The 23,139-nt window shown below is 34.9% G+C and carries 22 protein-coding genes; 10 read left to right on the top strand and 12 right to left on the bottom strand.

What is annotated here, in order from left to right; translation table 11 throughout:
- The first annotated feature begins 23 nt into the window (after window positions 1-23).
- Complete coding sequence (locus AC4IF5_RS08405) at window positions 24-812, top strand: class I SAM-dependent methyltransferase (RefSeq protein WP_490733489.1); 789 nt, start codon at window positions 24-26, stop codon at window positions 810-812.
- Window positions 813-914: 102 nt separating this feature from the next.
- On the opposite strand, the gene AC4IF5_RS08400 is transcribed toward AC4IF5_RS08405, so the two are convergent.
- The 3 genes from AC4IF5_RS08400 to AC4IF5_RS08390 all read right to left on the bottom strand — a co-directional run bounded on the left by AC4IF5_RS08400 (window position 915) and on the right by AC4IF5_RS08390 (window position 3,184).
- Entirely contained in the window at window positions 915-1,151 is a 237-nt protein-coding gene (locus AC4IF5_RS08400) for a YtxH domain-containing protein (protein WP_490733487.1), read from the bottom strand.
- Between the two features lie 99 nt (window positions 1,152-1,250).
- Entirely contained in the window at window positions 1,251-2,093 is an 843-nt protein-coding gene (locus AC4IF5_RS08395) for an isoaspartyl peptidase/L-asparaginase (RefSeq protein WP_490733485.1), read from the bottom strand.
- Window positions 2,094-2,296: 203 nt separating this feature from the next.
- Window positions 2,297-3,184: a cyanophycinase gene (locus AC4IF5_RS08390; protein ID WP_490733585.1), complete on the bottom strand. Its 888-nt coding sequence runs from the start codon at window positions 3,182-3,184 to the stop codon at window positions 2,297-2,299.
- Window positions 3,185-3,385: 201 nt separating this feature from the next.
- On the opposite strand from AC4IF5_RS08390, the gene cphA reads away from it, so the two are divergent.
- The gene (gene cphA / locus AC4IF5_RS08385) at window positions 3,386-6,016 is read left to right on the top strand and encodes a cyanophycin synthetase (RefSeq protein WP_490733483.1); all 2,631 of its coding nucleotides are present in this window, start codon (window positions 3,386-3,388) and stop codon (window positions 6,014-6,016) included.
- A gap of 403 nt (window positions 6,017-6,419) precedes the next feature.
- Here the strand turns inward: cphA and AC4IF5_RS08380 are convergent, their stop codons facing one another.
- Window positions 6,420-7,007: a recombinase family protein gene (locus AC4IF5_RS08380; RefSeq protein WP_490733481.1), complete on the bottom strand. Its 588-nt coding sequence runs from the start codon at window positions 7,005-7,007 to the stop codon at window positions 6,420-6,422.
- 59 nt (window positions 7,008-7,066) lie between these two features.
- Window positions 7,067-7,609, bottom strand: a complete 543-nt coding sequence (locus AC4IF5_RS08375; protein ID WP_490733479.1) for an antirestriction protein ArdA — start codon at window positions 7,607-7,609, stop codon at window positions 7,067-7,069.
- A 405-nt stretch (window positions 7,610-8,014) separates the two neighbouring features.
- On the opposite strand from AC4IF5_RS08375, the gene AC4IF5_RS08370 reads away from it, so the two are divergent.
- From AC4IF5_RS08370 to AC4IF5_RS08335, 8 genes are all read left to right on the top strand, one after another.
- Entirely contained in the window at window positions 8,015-9,274 is a 1,260-nt protein-coding gene (locus tag AC4IF5_RS08370; protein WP_490733477.1) for an ImmA/IrrE family metallo-endopeptidase, read from the top strand.
- 51 nt (window positions 9,275-9,325) lie between these two features.
- Entirely contained in the window at window positions 9,326-10,555 is a 1,230-nt protein-coding gene (locus tag AC4IF5_RS08365; RefSeq protein ID WP_490733476.1) for a Shedu anti-phage system protein SduA domain-containing protein, read from the top strand.
- Window positions 10,556-10,848: 293 nt separating this feature from the next.
- Complete coding sequence (locus AC4IF5_RS08360; RefSeq protein ID WP_490733474.1) at window positions 10,849-11,058, top strand: hypothetical protein; 210 nt, start codon at window positions 10,849-10,851, stop codon at window positions 11,056-11,058.
- Window positions 11,059-11,064: 6 nt separating this feature from the next.
- Entirely contained in the window at window positions 11,065-11,523 is a 459-nt protein-coding gene (locus tag AC4IF5_RS08355; RefSeq protein WP_490733472.1) for a hypothetical protein, read from the top strand.
- A gap of 11 nt (window positions 11,524-11,534) precedes the next feature.
- Window positions 11,535-11,936, top strand: a complete 402-nt coding sequence (locus AC4IF5_RS08350; protein WP_490733471.1) for a hypothetical protein — start codon at window positions 11,535-11,537, stop codon at window positions 11,934-11,936.
- Window positions 11,937-11,940: 4 nt separating this feature from the next.
- Window positions 11,941-12,288 carry a hypothetical protein gene (locus tag AC4IF5_RS08345; protein WP_490733469.1) on the top strand — a complete coding sequence of 116 codons (348 nt, stop codon included), beginning with the start codon at window positions 11,941-11,943 and terminating at the stop codon, window positions 12,286-12,288.
- A 275-nt stretch (window positions 12,289-12,563) separates the two neighbouring features.
- A complete protein-coding gene (locus tag AC4IF5_RS08340) occupies window positions 12,564-14,738 on the top strand; it encodes an EndoU domain-containing protein (protein ID WP_490733467.1) in 2,175 nt (724 codons plus the stop codon).
- A gap of 19 nt (window positions 14,739-14,757) precedes the next feature.
- On the top strand, window positions 14,758-15,102 hold the full coding sequence (locus tag AC4IF5_RS08335) for a hypothetical protein (protein WP_103232455.1): 345 nt from the start codon (window positions 14,758-14,760) through the stop codon (window positions 15,100-15,102).
- A 45-nt stretch (window positions 15,103-15,147) separates the two neighbouring features.
- On the opposite strand, the gene AC4IF5_RS08330 is transcribed toward AC4IF5_RS08335, so the two are convergent.
- The 7 genes from AC4IF5_RS08330 to AC4IF5_RS08300 all read right to left on the bottom strand — a co-directional run bounded on the left by AC4IF5_RS08330 (window position 15,148) and on the right by AC4IF5_RS08300 (window position 23,129).
- Window positions 15,148-16,563, bottom strand: coding sequence for a hypothetical protein (locus tag AC4IF5_RS08330; protein ID WP_490733465.1), 1,416 nt, complete (start codon window positions 16,561-16,563; stop codon window positions 15,148-15,150).
- Window positions 16,564-16,736: 173 nt separating this feature from the next.
- Window positions 16,737-17,519 (bottom strand): helix-turn-helix domain-containing protein, encoded by a 783-nt coding sequence (locus tag AC4IF5_RS08325; RefSeq protein ID WP_490733463.1) that lies wholly within the window; start codon window positions 17,517-17,519, stop codon window positions 16,737-16,739.
- Between the two features lie 24 nt (window positions 17,520-17,543).
- Entirely contained in the window at window positions 17,544-18,833 is a 1,290-nt protein-coding gene (locus AC4IF5_RS08320) for a phage integrase SAM-like domain-containing protein (RefSeq protein WP_490733461.1), read from the bottom strand.
- 370 nt (window positions 18,834-19,203) lie between these two features.
- Complete coding sequence (locus AC4IF5_RS08315; protein WP_490733459.1) at window positions 19,204-19,650, bottom strand: hypothetical protein; 447 nt, start codon at window positions 19,648-19,650, stop codon at window positions 19,204-19,206.
- Window positions 19,651-19,742: 92 nt separating this feature from the next.
- Entirely contained in the window at window positions 19,743-20,927 is a 1,185-nt protein-coding gene (locus AC4IF5_RS08310; protein WP_490733457.1) for a hypothetical protein, read from the bottom strand.
- A gap of 216 nt (window positions 20,928-21,143) precedes the next feature.
- Window positions 21,144-21,977 (bottom strand): type 1 glutamine amidotransferase, encoded by an 834-nt coding sequence (locus AC4IF5_RS08305; protein ID WP_490733455.1) that lies wholly within the window; start codon window positions 21,975-21,977, stop codon window positions 21,144-21,146.
- Window positions 21,978-22,010: 33 nt separating this feature from the next.
- Window positions 22,011-23,129 carry a carboxylate-amine ligase gene (locus tag AC4IF5_RS08300; RefSeq protein ID WP_490733453.1) on the bottom strand — a complete coding sequence of 373 codons (1,119 nt, stop codon included), beginning with the start codon at window positions 23,127-23,129 and terminating at the stop codon, window positions 22,011-22,013.
- Window positions 23,130-23,139: the final 10 nt, after the last annotated feature.

The following is a 23,139-nucleotide window of genomic DNA, read 5'->3' as shown; positions in this document are numbered from 1 at the left end:
ACAAACTCATAGTATTTTAAACGATGGAAAATTACTTAGAAATCAATAAAAATTCATGGAATGCCAAAGTAGAACCTCATCTGAAATCTGATTTCTACTTTGTAGATGAGTTTTTAAAAGGAAGAAGCTCGCTTAACTCAATAGAGCTTGACCTCCTGGGCGATATAAAAGGGAAAAGTATTCTGCATCTGCAATGTCATTTCGGGCAGGATTCCATTTCGCTATCGAGGATGGGAGCAAAAGTGACCGGAATCGATCTTTCAGATAAAGCGATCGAAGCAGCAGAAGAGCTGGCCCGGAAATGTGGTACAGATACTGAATTTATCTGTTCTGATGTGTATAGCCTGCCGGATGTTCTGAATCAGAAATTTGATATTGTCTATACAAGCTACGGAACGATAGGGTGGCTTCCTGATCTTGAAAAATGGGCAGGAGTGATCAGTCATTTTTTAAAACCGGAGGGACGGTTTATCATGGCAGAATTTCATCCTGTCATTTGGATGTTTGACGATGATTTTACGAAAGTAACCTATAATTATTTCAATGAAAAGCCGATCGTGGAAACGTATGAAGGAACCTATGCAGATCAGTCTGCACCTATTGTGCAGGAATATGTGATGTGGAATCATGCTTTATCAGAAGTACTTGGCAGTCTTATTAAAAAGAATATGAAGCTTGAAACCTTCCGGGAATTTGACTGGTCGCCATATCCATGTTTCAGACACGTAGAAGAATTTGAAAAAGGAAAATGGCGGATTCCTCAATTTGGAAATAAGATTCCGGTTGTATATGCTTTGGTTGCACAGAAATAAAATTAAAATCCTGGCGAAACCTAAAATAAAAAGTCATCGTAATGAATGATCACGATGACTTTCTTCTATATATGAATGTTAAAAAAAACTATCTGTTTGTTTCTAGCTTAAAGAATCTTCAGCCTTTGTCTTAACTTCCTCTGCTTTATTCTGAACCTGGGAAGCTACGTCGTTGGCTTTATTTTTAATGTCATTTCCCCATTTGTTAAGATTGTCTTTTGCTGTATTGAGCTTATCCTTTACAGCCTGTTGCTCCTCAGGACTTGAGTTTTTATATTTCCAATAAGCTAAAGCACCTAATCCTAATAAAGCTAATAAGCCTTTTGTCTTGTTTCCCATGATTTCTATTTTTTTAAGTATTAATATTAAAATTTGTTATTAGTACTTATGTAAAATACGTGCCAAAAAATTAAACGGACTTATAAAAAAATGTTAAATTTAAGAAAAGACCTCAAAATTTTTACCGTCAAAACTGGCGAAGACCATAGTAGGATAGGAATCCTGATGGTATACATTCCCATCTTTATCGACAGCAATGGCTCCGGCGAATCCGTCAATGGTTTTAAGCTCATCAAACGTTTTATTAAAAGCCTCTTCCAGACTCATACCGTCTGTAACTCTTGTTACGATCTTGGCTGCAGTAGCATTACTTACAATATCTTCTCCCACACCGGTACAGCTTACAGCACAGAAAGCATTGGCATAATTTCCTGCCACTGTGGCAGAATCAGAAATCCTTCCCGGAATTTCAAAACCTTTTCCTCCGGTGGAAGTGGCAACAGCCAGCTTACCATCTTTATCGATCGCTACACAGCCTACGGTTCCTTTTCCTCCGTTAGCAAGCTTGGCTTCATATTCCTTTCTTCTCTGTGGAATTTCGGTAGAAAAATTCTCAAATCCGTGCTCTGTAGCATATTTTTTCGCACCCTGTCCGCCTAAAACCCTGTCGTCTTCACCAATAAGATCTTTTGCAACAAAAATAGGATTCTTCACATCCTGAATATTGATGACACCGCTTAATTTCTGGGTTTCCCCATTCATAATGGCGGCACTCATACGGATGACACCATCACTTTGAATCTGTGAGCCGATTCCGGCGTTGTACAGTGGGTCGTCTTCCAAAAGGGAAACCGCATACGCTACAGTATCAAAAGCTGAATGAGTCTGAAGATAATTAAATGCTTTTTCAGCAATTTCCTTTAAAGAGTCTTGCTTTGCTGTCTTTATTTCATGGCTTTGGTCACTTTCAGAGAAGAAACCTCCGTGGATGATGATTTTCATATAAATATATAAGATGATTGTTGATAAATATTTTTACGAAGTTAATTTATAAATAATAGATTAAAGATTAAAGATTAAAGATTAAAGAAGTTGATAAACTCTGGGTAAATTTTTCTAAAATTGAATAAAAAAAACGGAGCGTATGTCCCGTTTTTATATTATAATCAATGGCAATTTTACAACCGCTAAACAGTAACAAAAAACTACTTATCCTGAGGTATAGGATTAAACTGTGAATTTTCTATGGTAAGTATTTTGGTTGTAAGATCATAGTGATCATTCATAGACATTACATGAACCGTTAAATTATCAATAGAGATCGGTTCTCCAAGATTGATATTGGTAAGATTGGTATCCTTAATGAATCTTCCGTCTACAAGAATTACAAGACCGGAGCCCACAGCAGTCATCACATCATTATGAATAAAAAGCCCTGTATCTTCTCCCAATCCGATTCCCAAAGTTCTCGGATTATTGACTACAGCCTGGAAAAGACGCCCGATTCTGCCTCGCTGTACAAAATGCGTGTCGATGATAACGTTATCTATTAGGCCTAATCCTTGTGTTGTTTTGATCTCTCCTTTTAATAAAGCTTCAGAACTGCTCCCCTGATAGATCATATTCTCAGAAGCAGCAGCGGCTCCTGCGGAAGTTCCGGAATAAATAAAGTCCTGCTCCTGGTATTTTAGCAGGATCGTATCATGAAACCTCGTACCACCAAGAATGGATGTCAGCCTCAATTGATCTCCTCCGGTGAACATCACCACGTCCGCGGCACTGGCCCTTGCTACCATGGCATCAGAATTAGCTTCTTCACGATTGTGAATATCAATTACATTCACATTTTTAGCCCCTAAAAATTCAAATGCTTTTTTATATTCGGAACCTACGATCTGAGGAATTTGGGAGGCCGTTGTTACGATTTCAATAACCGAATTTTCCTTATACTTTGATTCGTTGATGATCTTTCGTAAGATCCCACGCTCAAAAAAATTAAGATTTTTTTCAATATTCTGATCATAATCGGTTTCTGCAAAGCTTCCTTTATTGACAGCCCCTCCGATAACTATTAATTTTCCAACAGGTTTCATCATACTGCAAAATTAAAAAATAATTCACATTATTCGGCGAAATTAATGCCATCTTTCACTGATTTTTAATGATTTAAAAATGTGAATAAAAATTAATATTTTTTTAATAAATCTTTAAATGAGGTATGGTTTTGTTTAGGGTTTTGCATTATCTTTGGTTATAAAAGGAGTTATTGTTAACTGTTAAAATGCCAATAGACTATGAAAATCGAAAAGATTCAGGCACTACGTGGTCCTAATATCTGGAGCATCAGAAGAAAGAAGCTGATACAGATGAGGTTGGACCTCGAAGAAATGGAGAATTATCCAACCAATAAAATTGAAGGATTCAGGGAGAGGATTGAAAAATTAATACCTTCATTGATTACCCACCGCTGCTCCGAAGGAGTGGAAGGAGGATTTTTCCACAGGGTGGAAACAGGAACCTGGATGGGACATGTCATTGAGCATATTGCTTTAGAAATCCAGACCCTGGCAGGGATGGATGTGGGGTTTGGAAGAACCCGTGAAACAAAAACTCCGGGAGTGTATAATGTGGTATTCAATTACCTTGAAGAAAATGTGGGAATCTATGCAGCAGAAGAAGCTGTAAAGATTGCGGAAGCATTGATAGAAGGAAAAGATTATGATTTAAATGCATGCATCCATAAGCTGAAAGAGATCAGGGAACGTGTTCGTCTTGGTCCTTCTACGGGAAGTATTGTAGAAGAAGCCGTTTCCAGAAAAATACCGTGGATCAGATTGGGGACCAATTCTCTGGTACAGCTTGGTTATGGTGTCAATCAGCAGCGTTTTCAGGCTACGATTACAGGCAAGACGAGCTCTATTGCTGTAGATATTGCCTGCAATAAGGAGCTGACCAAAAAGATGCTTCATGATGCAGCCATTCCTGTTCCGATCGGAGACCTTGTCGTAGATGAGGAAGGGCTAAATAATGTGATCAGGAAAATAGGTTATCCTATTGTTTTGAAGCCTTTGGACGGGAATCACGGAAAAGGATCTTCTATTAATGTCAATGATTGGGAATCTGCTCAGACGGGACTGGAACATGCGCAGAAATATTCCAGAAAAGTGATCGTTGAAAAGTATATTACAGGATATGATTTCCGTGTATTGGTGATCGATAATAAAATGGTTGCGGCAGCAAGAAGAGTTCCTGCTCATGTTGTGGGAGATGGTGAGCTTAGCCTTCAGCAGCTTATTGAAAAAGAAAATAAGGATCCGAGAAGAGGATATGGCCATGAAAATGTCCTGACTGAGATTGAAGTGGATAAAGATACTCTGGAATTGCTTGAAAAGCTTCAGTATACCCTTGAAACAGTTCCGCAAAAGGGAGAAGTGGTGTATCTGAAATCAACAGCCAATCTTTCAACCGGAGGAACTTCTATAGATGTAACCGATATGGTACATCCGGAAAACATCACCATGGCAGAGAGAATCTCTAAAATCATCGGGTTGGATGTCTGTGGTATTGATATTATGGCGGAGAATTTGACACAGCCTTTAAAAGAAAGTGGCGGTGCTATCATTGAAGTAAATGCTGCGCCGGGATTCAGGATGCATCTTGCTCCCAGCGAGGGGCTTCCAAGAAATGTTGCCGCACCCGTGGTAGATATGCTGTACCCACCGGGAAAGCCTTTTACTATCCCGATTATTGCGGTTACAGGCACCAACGGAAAGACAACGACAACCAGACTGATTTCGCATATCGTTAAAAGCAACGGCTATAGGGTAGGGTTCACTACTTCAGATGGTATTTATATCCAAAATACCATGCTGTCAAAAGGAGATACGACAGGACCGCTTTCCGCAGAGTTTATATTGAAAGATCCTACCGTGGAATTTGCCGTTCTTGAAACAGCAAGGGGAGGAATCCTTCGTTCAGGACTGGGCTTTTCGCAATGTGATATCGGGGTTTTGACCAATATTGAGGAAGATCACCTGGGAATGAATGACATTCACAGTTTAAAGGATCTTACCAAAGTAAAGAGAGTGGTGCTGGACAGTGTGAAGAAAAATGGATGGAGCGTACTGAACGCTGATAATGAATATTCCATGAGAATTGTGAATGATCTTGACTGCAATGTAGCGATCTTCAGTATGGATGAAAATAATCCTCACATTGTAAAATTTGCTAAAGAAGGAAAGATCACCTGCGTGTATGAGGAAGGCTTTGTTACCATTAAAAAAGGAGATTGGAAAATCCGGATCGGTAAAGCAAAGGATTTCCCGATTACCATGGAAGGGAAAGCCAGATTTATGATTGAAAATGTGCTGGCGGCCAGTTTGGCAACTTATCTTCAGGGATTCGGAATTGAAGATATCTCTAATTCTTTAAGAACTTTCATTCCGAGTGCACAACTGACTCCGGGAAGGCTGAATGTGTTTAAGTTTAAAAACTTTAAAGTATTGATTGACTTTGCCCATAACCCGGCAGGTTACGAAGCGATTGAAGATTATTTGAAAAATATTGAGTCTACCAAGAAAATTGGTATTATTTCCGGTGTAGGTGACAGAAGAGATCATGATATCAGAGAATGCGGAAAAATAGCAGGAAGAATGTTTGACCATATTATTATTCGAAATGAAAAACACCTTCGTGGCAGAACCGAAGATGAGATCAATGGATTGATTATTGAAGGAATGCAGGCATCAGGAAAGGATGTGAGCTACGAGATTATCCCGAAAGAGATTGAAGCCCTGAAACATGCCATGGGAATGGCTGAAGAAGGAACCTTCATCACAGCTTTGAGCGATGTGATTTCCAATGCGATTGATCTTGTTCAGGAATACCAGACAAGGGAGCTACTGGAAGATGATAAGAATGTATAAAGATAAATAATCATAAAAGTATCGGCGGAACCTTTGGTTCTGCCGTTTAAAATCGTAATCTCCCTATTAATGATAGATTGCGATTTTTTTGTTTGGAAAAATTCCAACATTTTACCGACATTCAAATTTCAAACCCTCTTTCAAAGAACTCTACTGCAAAGATACAAATACTATGCCCGAAACGACAAAAATATTCATATAGATTAATTATGGCACAAAGAATTTACCCCACTTCAAAACATCTTTTTTTCACTTCTTTCTCATTTACAAAGTACCATTTTAAACATATAGAATTTTAAAGGTACTATATTTTAATCTTGCTTAAAATGGTAGCTTTTCAGCTACTTTTAGATGTGTCGATAGTGAGAATTATATTTTCTTTGAGTGGTCTACCCTTGTCACATCAGATATTATTTTTCACTTTCTGAACAGTCCCAATGCTAACATTACAAATTTTAGCCGTATCTCTAATTGAATTTCCTTTCTTTAGGCTCTTTATTACTTCCTTATACTTCAATAAAAAGTCTTCTATACTCTCCGTAGAACCTTTTTCTCGGCCTTTATAGATGCCCTTAGCCTTTGCAAGTGCAATTCCTTCACGTTGACGTTCTAAAATGGCTTCTCGCTCCATTTCGGCAATATTAGCCATAACAGAAATAATAAGTTTGAATGCCTGATTTTCTTTACCTTTAATGAGACTTTCTATTCCGAGATTATCTACTTTAAGAATAACGCCCTTTTTTTTGAAAAATTCCAGAGTAGTAAGAATGTCGTAAAGATTCCTTCCTAGCCTGTCAATAGAACTTACCGAGACGTAATTTATTTCTCCCTCTTCAATAGCTTTTATAAGCTCTTTTCCCTGAGTTCTATCCTTAAACGGAGAAGAACCACTTACCACATCAATAAAAACCTTTTCGCCCTTTGCTTGGCGTTCCTCCTGTCTTGCTGTGTTTTGCGCTCCTGTTGAAACTCTTATATATCGTGCTTTCATAATTGTAAATGTTATAAAGCACCCTGCATTTAAGCAAGGTGCAAAAATTAGTATTGTAATTAGTTTCTGAAATAATATCCGTTAGAACTCATATAATCGTACATCAAATGTCTGGCGGTTGCTTCCCAATCAATACAGATGTAAGAGGGCATGTTCTCAGGAATTGAACCCTCCTGTTCTAAAGTAGTCTGGGCAAAATCCTCATCTGAATCATACTCACCATAATAAGAATCTGAAAGGTTGTCTAATAGGTCGCTTATGTCCTCATGATAATAACTCATGCACTCTGCATAGGCTTCTATAACCTCAAAATCACAATCTGAATTATTAATCTCTTCGGCTATTTCATAAATATTTACTGAAAGATGACATTCGCTGATTAGCTTTTGTTTGATAAAAAACTCCGAACATTCATAATCCTGAATCATAAATTCGGGGTCGTCTTCGTCTTGGTGAAGATCCTGCATAGCCTGTAAAAGCTCGTCATAATTTGAATAATCCGAAAGGTTTAACCATTCACCATAGATTGACCCTTCATTGTACTTTTTGTACGTTCCGACATAGATACTGAAAGTATCAAGACAATTTGTTAACTTTGCCATTGTAGATAAGTTTTAATTAGTGTTAGAATTTTTTACACCTCCCCGTTCAATATTCCTAGTATTGACGGGGTTTTTTGTTGATTTTTATCACTCGAAAATTATGCCAAATGTGTAAATTTTAGGGTGCTTTTGAATGAAACAGAAGAAGTATTTTAAACCTGTACGAAATTCTCTCAAACCTGTTCTAACTTTGGGTTACAGTCTAAAAATGTTCAAAAAAAGTGCTAAGGTTTTTAGATCGTCCAAAAAACTATTACTCGGTTGTAAAGAGGTGGGGGTACTACCAAAAACTCGCCTTACCCCTCCTCCTAAGACTAATATGGGTACTCTTCCGAGATATATACTGCAAATAACCCAATTTTGAAGTAAAATTTAATGTATTTACATTTGCAAAAACCATATTGCATGAATACCGTAAAGCTCGGAGATGAATTTGAAGACAAATCTTACAACATTATTGAACAAGCATTAAAAAATAATGACTTAGGACTTATACCAAAATATTGTAAAATTTACCGAAAGAAACCTTATTATTCTTTTAGAAGGAAAGCTGATATTATTTTTGATTTAGCTATCGAAGTCACTCCGCCAAAGGCAAAGAATCCCACCTTATTGTATTTAATAGAATGTAAAAACTATACGAGTGCAGTACCTGTTAGTGATGTCGCAACATTTGCAGAATACATAAATCAAATTGAAGGCTTTGCAGTAAAAGGAGTTTTTGTTTCTAATAATCGCCTACAAAGCGGTGCATTAGAAACGGTTAAATCTTACGGTATGATGCTGATTGAAGTAAATGATAATGATTACAATATCCTTTTACATAGAACTGATAATCTGAAGAATCAAAATGAAAAAGATATTGAATTGGATGAGAAAATCAGAAAAACCATTGAAAATGCGCTACTTCCGAAAAAAATAGAAGGACTAAAGCAATTTTCAGCACAACAAATACAAAATATAGCAAACACATTTTTGAATGAATTTGATAGTTCTATCTTGGCGGGTGCATATAAATTAGATTTAAAACAATTAACTAATTATTTAGAAAAGAAATATCAGCTCAAAGTAGATTATGTCAACCTTTTAAATAATGACGGAACAAAACTGTTAGGCTATTTTGATTCGCAAAGCAATAAAATCTTAATAGATTACACAATAGTTGGTACAGAGCGTTTCCCATTCACTCTGGCGCATGAAATTGCACATTTTATTTTACACAGAAATCTTAAAATGAATCAAACGGTTTACAATAATTTTAAAGATTCAGTACATAACATCTTTACTCAGCAATATGAATTGAAGAATGATAAGAATTGGATTGAATGGCAAGCTAACAGCTTTGCTTCGGCAATTTTAATGCCTCACACTTCAATATTAGCAAGATTAATAGAGGTGCAAAGAAGAATGGGAGTCAGTAGAAATCAAGGTACAATTTATATTGACCATCAAGAACAAAATAGAAAGGATTTCCACACCTACATAGACTATTTGTCTAATCATTTTGGAACGAGCAAACAAAGTGTTGAATACAGATTAAAATCTTTAGACATTATAAAAACACCTAAAGACGTTAAAATTAATTATGCAAGTGAACAAGAAAGGATAAGACAAGAATCTATTAGGAGAGCAAATGAATTTATGAATAGAAACTTCTATGATTAATTGAATGGAGAGATTCTCACATCTACTCAATCAAAAATACAGAGTAAATTTATGACTAAAAAAATACATAGTTACAATGAAGTAGCCAATTTGCTAATGAATAAACTTGGTGAAATTTATTGGACTCCCCTCTATGAATATCTACAATTAAACCCAAATTTAATTACAACCTTTCCTGGACTTATACTTAGACCTGAAAAAATCATTTTTTATTTTGGTCAAAAACATATTGCAATTGAATATTGTGGCTCAGAAAGAATAACAGAACTAAAACCAAACTTCAGTCTTGAAGTTGAAATCAGAGATTATTCTATTGATGAAGGGAATTTTTTAGAAAAAATCATTGGTTTTAGCTATGATGGAACTTTTAACAAATCTTTTTATCTTCCTCCATACAGTGAAGATTTAATAATACCTACTAATAAGGGGTTTGATAAATTAATTGAATTAAATTGGAATTTTATGGCTCAAAATTCCATATTGACTTTTAATGCTACAAATTTTGAAATTCCCGAAGGTAAATATGCAAGATATATTAATTCTTTTTTCTTTGATGCTGACGAAAACGGATTAAAGACCAGACATATCAAGTGGTTAGAATGCATCCCTCTTTTCTTTGATAATACCAACACGGAATATGATTCTCTACAGTTTAATATTAGTTATCTGAAAAATCTGATAGAAGCAGATGCAAATTATAATTATCCTTTACCTGATGATGATGATTTTAAATATGTTAAACTTCCGCAAATAAACAGATTTATAGAATTAATTAGTAATAAAAACACAACAGAGGTTGAAATAACTAAATTTTTAGAACAAGATAAAAACAAGTTTATCTTATCAATGGCATTTTTAGCGAAAAGTATTCATCCACAAAAAGTATGTGAATGGCAAAGTGAAAAACGAAATCCAATCAAGCCAGATTTTTTAATTGAACAAGTTAATGGATATGGCAATATTGTTGAATTTAAGCTACCCTTTTTAAAAGGAAACTCAATAACAGGAAAACATAATAGAGAAACATTTTCTGCTGAAATTCAATCTTATATATCACAAACAAGAGTATATAAAACCTACTTTGAAGACCCTAATAACAGAAGGTGGTTCGAAAGTCATTACAATTTCAAAATCCATAATCCCAAAAGAATTCTTGTTGTAGGTAGAAGATGGGATTTTGAACAAGATGAATGGCGTGAAATTATTAGTGAATATCCTAATCTTGAAATAATGACTTATGATGATTTAATCGACGGTATTATTGCTCAATTTTATAATTGACCAATTATGGTATTTGGAAATATAACTAACAATTAAAAGGCACAAAATTTGTACTTTTGTGCCAATATTTAAACAAAAAAAGAAAAGTGTAATAACGTTTGTCTTTTGTTCTGTGAATCGGCAAAATTTATAAGAACCACAAAATACAAACAGTTTAACACACTTGTCATACCTATGGCAAGTGGTTATCCTGTTTTTATGTGGTACAGGCTTTGCCGAGCCTTCAGAACAGAAAGCATGTGAGAACCCACTTGCTTTTTTTGTTGCCTAAAATCAAATAAAATTTATAAGATATGAGCAACACAAATGAAGGCGGATGCTTACCCGTATTAGCATTTATTCTTTACGCAGTCATTATTATTGGTTCGGGAGTTCTCTCGTGGAACTGGGTTGAACCGAAATCTTTTGTCGGAGCAATCGGCTTTATGATTCTTTGGGGGATTCTCTCCTACATTGGACATTTTATTCTCATTGGAATTATCGCATTATTATCTGAAAAATAAGTCATTATGAAAAAGATTTACTTATTAATGACTGTTTGCGTAGTAGTTAGCTGTAAAAAACGAAACAATTGGGATGATGTTTATAGCAATATTGATTCCATTAGCACCGACACCACTTATCAGGTTTCTACACCTGTTCTTAATGATTCTACAACTATTATTCAAGACACTGTATCAACAGCTCCAATAAAGCCCAAATACGCAATTATATGGGCAATAATAGCACCAAATAGTGATTCTGTACTAACTAAAGAGAATATGTCACGCTATCAAAGTATCGGAAGTGATGTTATTGAAATGACAGACGTAAGCGAAGATGCTAAGTACAAAAAAATGGACGAGTTCGAGAAAACATTATACAAGGACGGTGCTGTTCCCGCAGGAATGAATATCAGGAAAAGAAAGATTCTTGTATTCGATAGTTACGCAGAAGCATCAAAACAAAGAGAAGAATTTATCAAATAAAATATATCATTATGAAAAAATTGATTTTTACACTTTCGTTGGCAGTATTGCCATTATTTTCGTGTTCATCGCCCGATAATGACGAAGAGACGACCACCCCCACAACCGTAAACAATAATAAAATCAATCCACCTGCATGGATTATCGGAAAATGGACGAGCTATTTAGGAGGCACGGCTTACCAATCTTACACATTCTCAAACGGAGATATTGTTATGTCGATGGGTGGCTATTCACAGAGCTATAAGTATATCGCTGATAGTGGAGGATATTCTCAGACATCAAGCGATACGGAATTTACTTTCACTCTTGCTAATGGTGGTGTTTCTCAAACTTTCAAATTCAAGAAAGTGACAGCAACAAAACTCAACTTTGATAACGGAAACAGTATTACAGAATTTATAAAAGAGTAACAAAATGAAAAAATTACTATTTACCCTTGTATTGGCTTTACCAACATTTTATTTCGCACAGGAAACACAAAAAGACAAAAAATGTGATCTCCCCCCAAATTACGTAGAGCCAGCTCCTGATAAGAAAATCCAATCCTTTTTGAAAAAAGTAGATGCAACTATTTCTGACCTTAGAAAACACGTTGCAATAGACAATGACTGCAACGAAAGCGATATTGTGTTTTTACGCATTTCAGAACAAAAAGGAAATGGGATTTATGAATTATGCGCAAACGGTAAACCTATGAAATACAAGAGAATGGGCTCGGTATTTATGAAAAACAGTGAAAATCCATTTGATGTAGCAAAATGACATTGCAGTTTCAAGGGAGCTGTATACCACCGTTTGAATTTAAGCAATACAGCATTTGGGATCATGTATCATTTACTTTGACGCTACTCGCATACCTCATTCTATATATTGGTTGTGCTTATTATCTCATGCGAGGTTTAAAACTCGGTATTAATGCGCTGAAAAAGCATTTTGAGAAAGAAAAATGTTAAATAGTTCAAAACCTGTTTGTAATGCGACAGGTTTTGACGTTATAGGCACTTACATTTGGCTCATAATAATTAAAATTCACTATTATGATGCAAAGATTAGATTATGTCTTGAGTAGAAACCTTGACAGTCCTTATGGAAAAAACAGTGTGTTTTTTGAAACATTTGTTGTTCCTCCCGAAGATTTCGATAAAATCCCCGAAACTAAAGAAACAGATCGCATAAAATATACTTTCATACTATGTAAGAGTGGTGTTGAAGTGTTTGATAGATACGAAAAAGAGGGGGTAGAAGAGAAACAATTTAAAGTTTTCTATGAAGAAGATGACCCTAAAAAAAGTAACTTTTTTGGTACTGCCTGTCGGGTAAAAATGGGAAAAGATGCCAAAAACTTTTTTAATAGAATTTATAGTAATAATCAAAATACCACGTATGTAACTCCAACAGAATCAATAACAGTAAGTGGGTTTGACAATCTTGTTAGAGAGCTTGCAGATGATAAAAAGATAAATGAAACTCTTTTAAAGGGTGCAATCTATTTGGAAATTGCAGAACAAACCAAATTGAATGAAGCCTTTAAAAAGGTATTTTCTTTAAATAATCAATTGGCTGATTGGCTTAGAGGAGGTGTTGAAACTGTTGAAAGTTGGAAATTCACGGAAGAAAATTATGATTACGAGAAGTATTTTGTATTACCGATGTACAGTACTTATCAAAATAAAGTAAGTACAAGCGGATTTCAAAAACAAGAAGCAAAATATAAGCCCATCATTCCTGTTCCTATTTCTGCGAGAGAATACAAAACTATGCAGAATGCTTCTGAAATAGCAAGTGAAGGATTTAACAAGCTCAAAGATTTTGTAGATTATTTTGATGAAATTTCCCTGGCAATAGTTTCAACTGTTGTTAAAGCAACCCCAACAATAGCGGACGATATTTTCTTTGCTGTAGTCTTCTATTTAAAGAATTTGATAGAAGATAATATCCCTGAAAGCATTAAAAATGTATATAATAAACTCAAATCATTCTTTAAGGATGTTTTAGATGTCATTTCTGGGATTGGGGCTTTTATAGGAGAAAAAATTAATCAGGAAGTTGCAAAAATCAATGCTTTCTTATGTGGCTTACTTAACGGTCTTATCTCATTGGCTCAAACAGTAATTATGTTATTAGCCATGATTACCGATAATCTCCCTTTTTTAAACATGGAGAAATTAAGCCCTTTAGAACTTACAAAACATCAGGAAAAGTTAGAATTCATTGAAGATTTTGTAGATTTAGTTGCTGAAAGCTCAAAAGAGTTTCTTAGCGGAATTAAAAATATTTTTAGCAAAGGTAAAATCTGGAAAGAAATTTCACAATTTACTGACGTGTTGAAAAAGAAATTTTCAGAACTTAATGACTATTTTTGGGCATACTTTGTAGGTGCTATTGCTTTTGAACTTATTTTGGATGCTATTATCGCCTATTTTACAGGGGGTGCATCTCTTGCTGGAAAAATATCTGAAAAGATAGCACAAGCTGCGGGTAAAATTAGTAGAGTATCTCAAAAATCAGCAAAATTAGGAAAAGCGATAAACTTTTCTAAAAATTTAGGAAAGAAAGTAGGTAGTTCATTAGCAGACCTTTGGAAATGGTTAAAGAAGGAATTTTTAGAGTTAGTAGAAGCAGTAAAGAATGGAAATTTTGCGAACTACCTGAAGAAAAAATTTTATGAATTGACAGATGATGTAGAAGGATTACGTAAATTGGCTTTCGGAAAATGGTTCAGTAAATTTGACAAAGGTTTTTTCAACCATCTTGAAGGAGAGTTTAATACTGAACTTTTTATAAAAAACCTGCCTTCGGGTTTCAAATACACAGATGAAGTCTTAGTTTCCCAAGGGGGACACAGAGGGTCGGGAATCTTAAACGGAGCAATAGACTTAGAGAAGATATTAGACCCTGAAGGAGTTTATTCTATGGCACAATTGGCAGATGATGTTCCTTTCAAGGCTAAAATCAGTATAAAATACAAAGATGGCTATTTAGTGAAAAATGCAGAATCTTCTATGTTTCCAAAAAATTGGGATGTTAAAAGAATACAGGAGGAAATTGCATATGTATATGAAAATACCGTAGCTAAAGGACAAGGAGTGAATCCAGCCTCATTAGGCAAAAAATTTAAACAATATAAGTTTAGGGACTCTTCAGGTAGGTTTGACATATTAATTGAGGTTGATGATGCAGGAAATATTATGAATGCATATCCACTGTTATAAAATAAAAATATTATACAAAATGAAATATACATTTAAAAAAGATATGTGGGGAGACACAATCTTACACTCTATTCAGAGTGAAGAAAGTACTATAAACCACTTTGGGAGCTGGAATTGGACACCACAAAAAATTCAAAGTTTAATTGACGGTGTGGAACAAAGCAAAAACAAAGATTCTGATGAATCCTTTGACTGGCAAAACGAGGATGTTTTCTTCCGAAGCAATAAATATGGAGTTTTCTTTGTAGACCTAATGAAACAAAGGGCGGGAGAGAAATCTAAAAAACAAGATTTGGATTTGAATCACGATGAGTTTATCAAATTTTTACAGGATTTTAAAAAGTTTGTTGAAGAAAATAGTTGATAAAATTGCTTAATTTAAAAACAGGCTCAAAACAAGCCTGTTTTTTTATGATATTGACAAAGTTGGCACATTACCATAGTTTCTGTAAAACACTTCGTTAAATCGGCTCTTTACGGCTTCTACATGGTCACTTGTAGTTGCTATACTATCATGAATTGTAAAAACTGGAATTTCACGCCTGTATTCTTTGATTAATTCTTTTGCCAACACATCCACAATCATAAATCCTTCCATTTCAAAAAGTTGTTTGCTAATCTTTTTGTAGCCTTGTTTCTTTTTGGTTTTTAGGAAGTCATAAATTATAGGATAACGCTCGGCAAAAACTTGTTGAACCTTTTCATATTGAGAGTTTTTAGCAAAAAACATAGACAATAATAATTTCTTCGTTAACTCCCTGTTCTTCTCATAACAGTTGGTGTAGTCCACTAAAAATAATCTTTTGTAGGTTTTCGCCCATTCTTCACCGTATATTTCCATAAGTCTATCAATAAACACATCATACACCCCACCAGACACGCATAATTTTTTGAAGTCCTCAACCTCAGTATCCATGAGGGTTTTGAAAGATTCAGAATTCATATATATATGGAAACTATCTTTTATTCTATCTACTCGCTTCTTACTTACCCTATATCTAACGCTAGATAGATAATTAGATAAGAAATATGGAATACTATTCTTAACATCAATTTCGTGGATTTTTTTATTGTCATAAAACATATGTTTCCTGATCTCTTTATTCAATCTTGCAAATGGATTGTAAAACCTCCCCACTGTTTTGTAACCTTTCCCAACTTTACTACTACCTCTTGAAAAACTGTAAATCCCATTCATGAATTTCACCATGTTTTTCATAGCCATAAGATAATAGGTATAAGTTGCTAATCCCTCTTTATCTGGCTCACCATGTGAAATTTTGATTGGATATTTACCCTCCATAAAATAGGCTTCAAAAACATCATTTTCGGCTAGGTTGGTATCAATTGAAAATTTCGTATTATCGAAAAAGTCAATTAAAGGCTTTTCATACTTTTTCACATAGCTTGTTTTTGTGGTGGTAGACTTTAAATCATCGGCATTTTTTATTTGAATAACTTCCGCAAACACTCTTGAAAAACGCAAAGGCTTTAAAAATCCATATCCAAAACTTTCTTTTCCAGCGTAATACGGTTTTCGGTTGATATATTTTAAATCTATCAAAAGTTGAATGTATTCTAAATAATTTTTTCCGATATGTTTAATCCAAGTATCACTATTAATTATGCTATGGTGGTTATACTTTTCTGTTTCTGTGGCTTTTACAAATACAACGGAGCTATAAATAATACGCCCGATAATAAACTTAATGCGGTTCATATCAAAATCTTTAATTCTTTCGCTCCCCTCATTTTCTATAAGGGAATAATCGAGTGACAATGGTAATAAAACCATTAATTCATTTTTATTTACTGTTTGTTTCATTAAATCATATAGCATTAATCCTCAAATCTTTAGTAGAAATAAGGATGGTTAATAAAATAGACTTCAAGCAAAAGCAGTAGCTAACATAAGCCTTCACTAATGCTTGAGATCATTCAATAAAATTTTAGGTGTTGGGGGCAGTAGGACGGAAAAAATCCTACTTTACAGATAGATTAATTCGTTCTTACGAGACAGTTTACAATCTCATGTGGTTTAAAGTAGGTTTGTGCTCCAAGCATATACTCTGGAATCAACCCCGCTTTTCTCATTCTCCAAAAAGTAGTTTCACCCACCCCTAAGAAATCAGTAGCTTCTTTGATTGATAAAAGTTCAGGTAATAATCTTTCTTCCAAAGAGCTGATTTTAGCCGTCAAATCAGCCATTATTTCAGCTAAAATCCTTTCAATGACAGATTGTAGTATTTCATCATTTGACACGCCAGAATCGCCTGAAAACGATTCAGAATATTGTACACATAACTTATCCAAATGCTCAATTTCTTTATTGTATTGAGTTGTAAAATAGTCTACTACTTCTTTTTGGATTGGGTTAAGGTTTTCAAGTGAAGATAAAATCTCACCAATATTAATAAAATGTAGTTTTATTTCATAGGCAGTTTGTCTTTTTGTGGTTAAATCGTTAATAGTTAGTAAATAATTTCTAAGTTCTTTTCTGAAACCGTGCGACAAATCCGAAAATATTTGTGCAGTTGCATTATAGAACATTCCGAAGTCAAAAATTGGAAGCACCTTATTATAATTGACAAAGTACACATGAAAAGGATTATTCCCGTCATATTCTTGTTCCAAAATTTCTGTTTCTTCGTTACAGTCAAAAAATATCATTTGTAAGCTCATTTTAGGGTGCAAAAATCCGAGATTTCCGCACTTACATACAAACTTGTCAATTGACATTAAATCATGCTTTAAAAGCGGGTTTTCTAATAGTTTATTCATTCTGTCTTATTATTTAATAGTTGATTAATCATAAAAATAACTGGCGAGTGCGTGTGATTGTTGGTTGTCTACTTTTCCGATGTACCTTAAAAACATAGCTTCACTCTTGTGTCCTGTTGCCTTCATTAGCAAAGGGGTTGGTATTTTGCCGTAATTGTTACTTGCAAAACTCCTTCTCCCGATATGGCTTGTAATAAGCTCATGTTTTGAGTATGTATCAAAAGCCTTTCTTCCTTCTTTTTGAACGCCACCGAAACATTTATCTTCAACTCCAATTTCCCTACAAACTTTCTTTACTAATTTGTTATACTTGTCAGTGTAATACTTTTTAGGAAATTCAAAACCTCTCTTATCAAGAATTTTTAAAACCTTTGGATGAACTGGCAATTGAAGAATTTCTTCCGTCTTATCTTGAGTGAAGTTTAAGAAGTAAAATTCTTTTCCATCCTTATTTTTCGATTTACTGAACATATCCAATTCAAATCTCATAAAATCAGATATTCTTTGACCTGTGTAGCAAGAAATAAGTAGCCAATCTCTTACGTTGTCAAAGTCTTCATTTTCAAAGACATGATTATCAATCACTTCCAATTCTTCAGGTGTCAAAATTTGAAATATTGTTTTTTCTAATTTCGATTTAACCAATTTTATTTGAGGATTTAACTTAATGCCGTTTCTTTCAGCATGATTAGCAACAATTCTGATAAATTTTAAAGTATTTGAGACGTAATTTTTAGCATACTTTCTTATTTCAATCATATAAGTTCCAAAATCGGAAGCAAATTGTTGATTCAATTCATTGAATTTCAAGCTTTTCCTTTTAGAATACTTTAAAAATTCTGCTACCATATCCCTTGTGCGGTTGATTTTACCTAAATACTCTTCGCTCACACTATGTTTCTTTTGTTCGGTGAAAACATCACAATAAGCAACAAAATCATCGGGGATAGTATTTTCTTTGACAACGGGCGGATTGATAATATTTTTAAGCCATTCTAAGTTAAATTCAACTCCTTCTGATTCTTTAAAAGATTTTTCAATCTTCTTTTCTAACTCTTGAAGCCTTGCATTGATTTCTTTACTATGTAGTATCAATGCTCTCGTTGCTCCGTCTCTTTTCTCAACTAATTTACCTTTTTGCTCAATGAAAAATCTCTCTTTCATCATGCCATTATCAACATCCCAATGGGAAGCAATACAGGTTTCTTTTGTTGGAGTTTTAAAGTCAAACGCTCTTCCGTTTGTTACTCTTACATAAATAGGCGTTACGCCTTCGCCAGACTTGTGTCTGACAAAAAATTTTGTCTTTAGCATAAATTAAATGATTTTAAATAGTAGTACTACCTCAAGTTTTTTGAGGGGTGCAAAGATACGAAATTTTTCATAATCGGACAAATTGTCACATGTTAAAATTTGGTTAAATAAATTACATTTCATATATTACGAGCCAGAGTTGAAAATTAAGTGTTGGATTTTGTGTCAACCGAATTCCAACATTTACAGAATTCAATGAAAGAATCTTAAATTTTAACAGAAAAATAGTTATATGCTAAAAACAGAAAAACCCCTGAAAAGAGCCGTTATTACACAAAACTCATTTCAAGGGTTTTCATTTGATTTCAAGCGTACCAGTACCTTTGGTTCCGCCGATACTTTTAACTACAGATATTGAAAATGTTAAAATTTAGTTTTTATCAGAATTAGCATAAATTTCTATTATAGTAAGATTTTCATACTCTCTTAATAAGTCTTCATTGGTCTTAAATTTTATATGGTCTCTCTTAATTCTTTTTTTGAGACCTGAAGTGCCTTGGAATAACTTGTTAGTGGCACTGTCATGTTCCTTAATGAAAAGTGTTATTTTGGCTGATTTTGCATTTTTATCAGAATTTCTGATATCATCAATAAACCTTATTGTAATAAAATTATTGGTTTCAGGTGTACCTCCTCCAAAAGTAACCAGTTGAATATCCAATTTTAAATCTTTTAATAGTTCTTTAACTTTTTTTCCTATATAATTGTTTTTTTTATCCTCAAATCTTCCGATGGTTTCCTTTGACGATATTTTTTCCTGTGCATTTGCTTTAAAAAAGAAACTTGAAAATGCCAGTAGAAGAAAGATTTTTTTCATGATTTAAGAGTAGGTTATTAGATATAATAAAGCTTCATGAATGATTTTTGAATAAACGCTTTTCTATCCATACCTAAAATAAATAATTACAATTACTTTTCTGCAAAAAAAGCATTGGAACTTCCGATCCATATCGCATCTTTCTTATTAAAGTCTACATTCACCATAGAGGCTTTTGTCATTCTTCCAAGGTTTTCCAGCAGAATAGGCTGGTCATCATTTTCTCTCCAGATATATAATAAACGGATCTCTGCTTTGGAAAACTCTCCGTTGATGTCTTCAAAGACCGGTTCATAGGTTACTTTTCTTTGCAGGATATAGTTTTCTTTATCTTCAATAGCATCTGTAATTTCCTTGGTAGGATTCAGGTTAACCCCGCTTCCGGCAAATGAGAATAAAGGCTTTAATACAAAATTTTCAAGATTTTCGTTTTCAGGAAATTCATGCAGGAAGTAACTTTTAGGAACGAACTGATGCTTCAGTAGTGGTAAAAGGAACTTTGAGATTTTAAAGAACCAGTTGGGGTGAGTGATCCACTTCACATCAACCTCTTCACGAAAATCAAATTCAGTGGTAAGATCCGGGATTCTGTCCAGCTCATCAAATATCACCCGGTTGTAGATTCTTTTGATCTCCGTAAGTTTCCCGTTATTTTCATAATATAACTTTTTGTCTTTCTTTTTTACTTTGGTCAGACATACTGTTTTTATGCCTAATAAACGCTCCGTTAGGGCGAAATCAATAGCCGTTTTCTGTTTTTCGGGGAAAATTTCAAGAAGAATGACATTCTCAGGATTTTCATCACCAACGATCAATTCCTTTAGGTACTTTTCAAAGCTTTCCTGAGGCATTGTGTTCCGGATCTCCGAAAGAAAAGGATAGACTTCACACAAGGTATCTTCAAAGGTCTTCTGAAAGGCATAAAGTGAAGGAAAAGCCTGAAGTTCGATCAGTTGAGGCTCGATCGTCCCATTCTCACTTTTACAGATCCCGAAATCTATGGTGAAAAAATGGGGCTGGTCCGTATCATTGGGAACCCTGCAGTTATCAGGAACGGCTTTTTGAAGAGTTTCAGCCGGAAGTGCTTTGATCTGGCTGATAATACTTTCACTGGCGTCAAGAAGTTTGCCCTCAAATTCTTTGGTAAGAAATAACGGACTTTCCGAAATCCTGAAAGTAGGTTCTATACCTCCTTTTTGCTTTAAAATATCTTTAAGCTGCTGATATTTTTCTTGTGAAAATTCCTGGTTAAACTGTTTTCTGTATTTTGGGATCATATTTTTTTTCTTTGTGGTGTTAAAAAAATCGAACATTTTTGTCCGATTTTTATAGATATGAAGCTGGAAGCAGGAAGAGGGAAGTTCTTGAGATCCGAATAATTAATAAATTAATATAAGATCAATCAATCATACCTGATCTTAATTAAAAAGGTGTATAGAAGTCTATTAACGAATAGTAACTCCCAGCCCCCTTCTTCCAGCTTCCTGACTTTATTAAGCTAAAGATTCAACTTCTTTCAAAATGTTTTTTTTTGCAAACTGAAGGAATCTCGGTAAGATCTGGTTTCTGGTCAGGATGATCTTATCTTCATCATCAATTCTGTCCATGGTTTCAAGGTATTTTTCCATACCGAAATTTTCGATCATCGCTTCCCGGTTCTTTTCATCTTTCAGGTTTTCGATCAGTGCTTCAGGGCTGGCTTCAGGATGAAACTGGGTCCCGAATATTTCATCCGAAAAACGAACAGCCATTACGGCTCTTTCCAGATTGATATGAGGACGGAATTTTTCAATAGCCATAACTGTCATTCCCAGCTCTTCAAAGCGTTCGTGATCCGGCTCAATAAATTGGTAAGCCCTGGAATCCACTGCATAGAATGGATCCTGAAGGTTTTTGAATAAAAATTCGTCTTTGCCTTCCCTGGTTTTGTGAACAGGCATTACTCCGAAAGAATAAGACTTTCTTTTGCAGATATTACCCAGCTTCCAGTGAATGCTTGCCAATTGGAATGAGTGGCAGATCAGGAAGAGATATTTTTTATCATCACTGTATCGGTTATGTTCAAAAACGGCATCTAAAAAATTGGAAAATCGGTCTTCCCATGCAAAACCTTCTCTGTGTGGAGTACCGGGTCCGCCTGAAGAAATAAAAATATCAAAATCTCCAATCTCCGGCATTTCATCCTTAAACCTCACATCAAATGTCTTGATGATTACATTTTCTTCAGAGTTCTGCTGAAATGCTTCAGAAATCTCCTTAATGTTTCTAAAGCCTTGATTGACATGGTTGTTGTTCATATCCAACAGAGCAATTCGAATATCTTTCATTACATCATATTTTTTGCAAAGTTACCAAAAATATTATGAAGCGGGTTCTCCGTGTGTGATACCGTACTCCGTTTCAGAGATCATATAATCTACAACTTTCGTCAGATCACCTGTTTCCTTAAAGATCTGAAGCTGTCGGTCGGCACCGGTTCCGTTTTCCAGAATTTTCCATGCGTATTCAACCTCCTGCCGGCATCCTAAATCGTCTACGACATCATCAATAAACTCTAAAAGTTCTTTTAATAGATGAGGATAAGGAACAGACTCTTCTTTACCAAAGTCGATCAGGTGAGCTTCGATACCGCTTTTGGAAGCACGCCATTTATTTTCGTTCAGCAGCAGCCTTCTGTAGCTTCTGAAGCTGAGGTTCTGCTGGTGAAGTTTATAAATTTTAGCTACCAGACTCTGCATAATAGCGGCAAGACAGACCGTTTCGTCAATCCTTAAAGGCATATCACAGATCCGGAATTCGATCGTAGGGTAGAATGGGTGAACACGTAAATCCCACCAGATTTTCTTGGCATTATCAATGGTTCCGGTTTTTACCAGAAGGTCAACATAGCTGTCAAATTCCGCAAGAGAATTAAAATAACTCGGAATTCCGGTTCTTGGGAACTTTACAAAAATTTCCTGTCTGTAAGACTTGAAACCGGTATATCTCCCGATCCAGAAAGGTGAATTGGTGGAAAGTGCATAGACGTGTGGCAGGAAGTAACGCATCACATTCTGAATTCTTACCCCTTCTTCACGATTGGGAATCCCGATGTGAACGTGAAGTCCGAAAATAAGGTTTTCACGGGCTACATCTCCCATGTCATCAACAATTTTGATGTATCTTTCCCCTTGTGTAATATTGTTTTCTGACCAGTGCGAAAAAGGGTGGGTGCCTCCTCCGGAAACACGAAGCCCCTGTTCATGGGCAGTATTGATCAGATGCCTTCTTAAATTTGTTAATTCTGCTCTGGCTTCCTGAATATTCTGGCAGATCCCCGTTTCCATTTCGATCATGGATTCGTGCATTTCGTGCTTTAAATTTTCACTTAAAACCGCTTTGCCACCTTCAATGATTTTCGAAACGTGAGAGACCAGATCTCTGCTTTCGACATCGATGATCTGATACTCTTCTTCAATTCCAATAGTAAACTGATGCATTTTTCTTGTG

The organism is Chryseobacterium sp. UF-290, from assembly GCF_058245615.1.
Note: the sequence above shows the minus strand (reverse complement) of the source record. Positions and strands in the feature narration are given on the sequence as shown.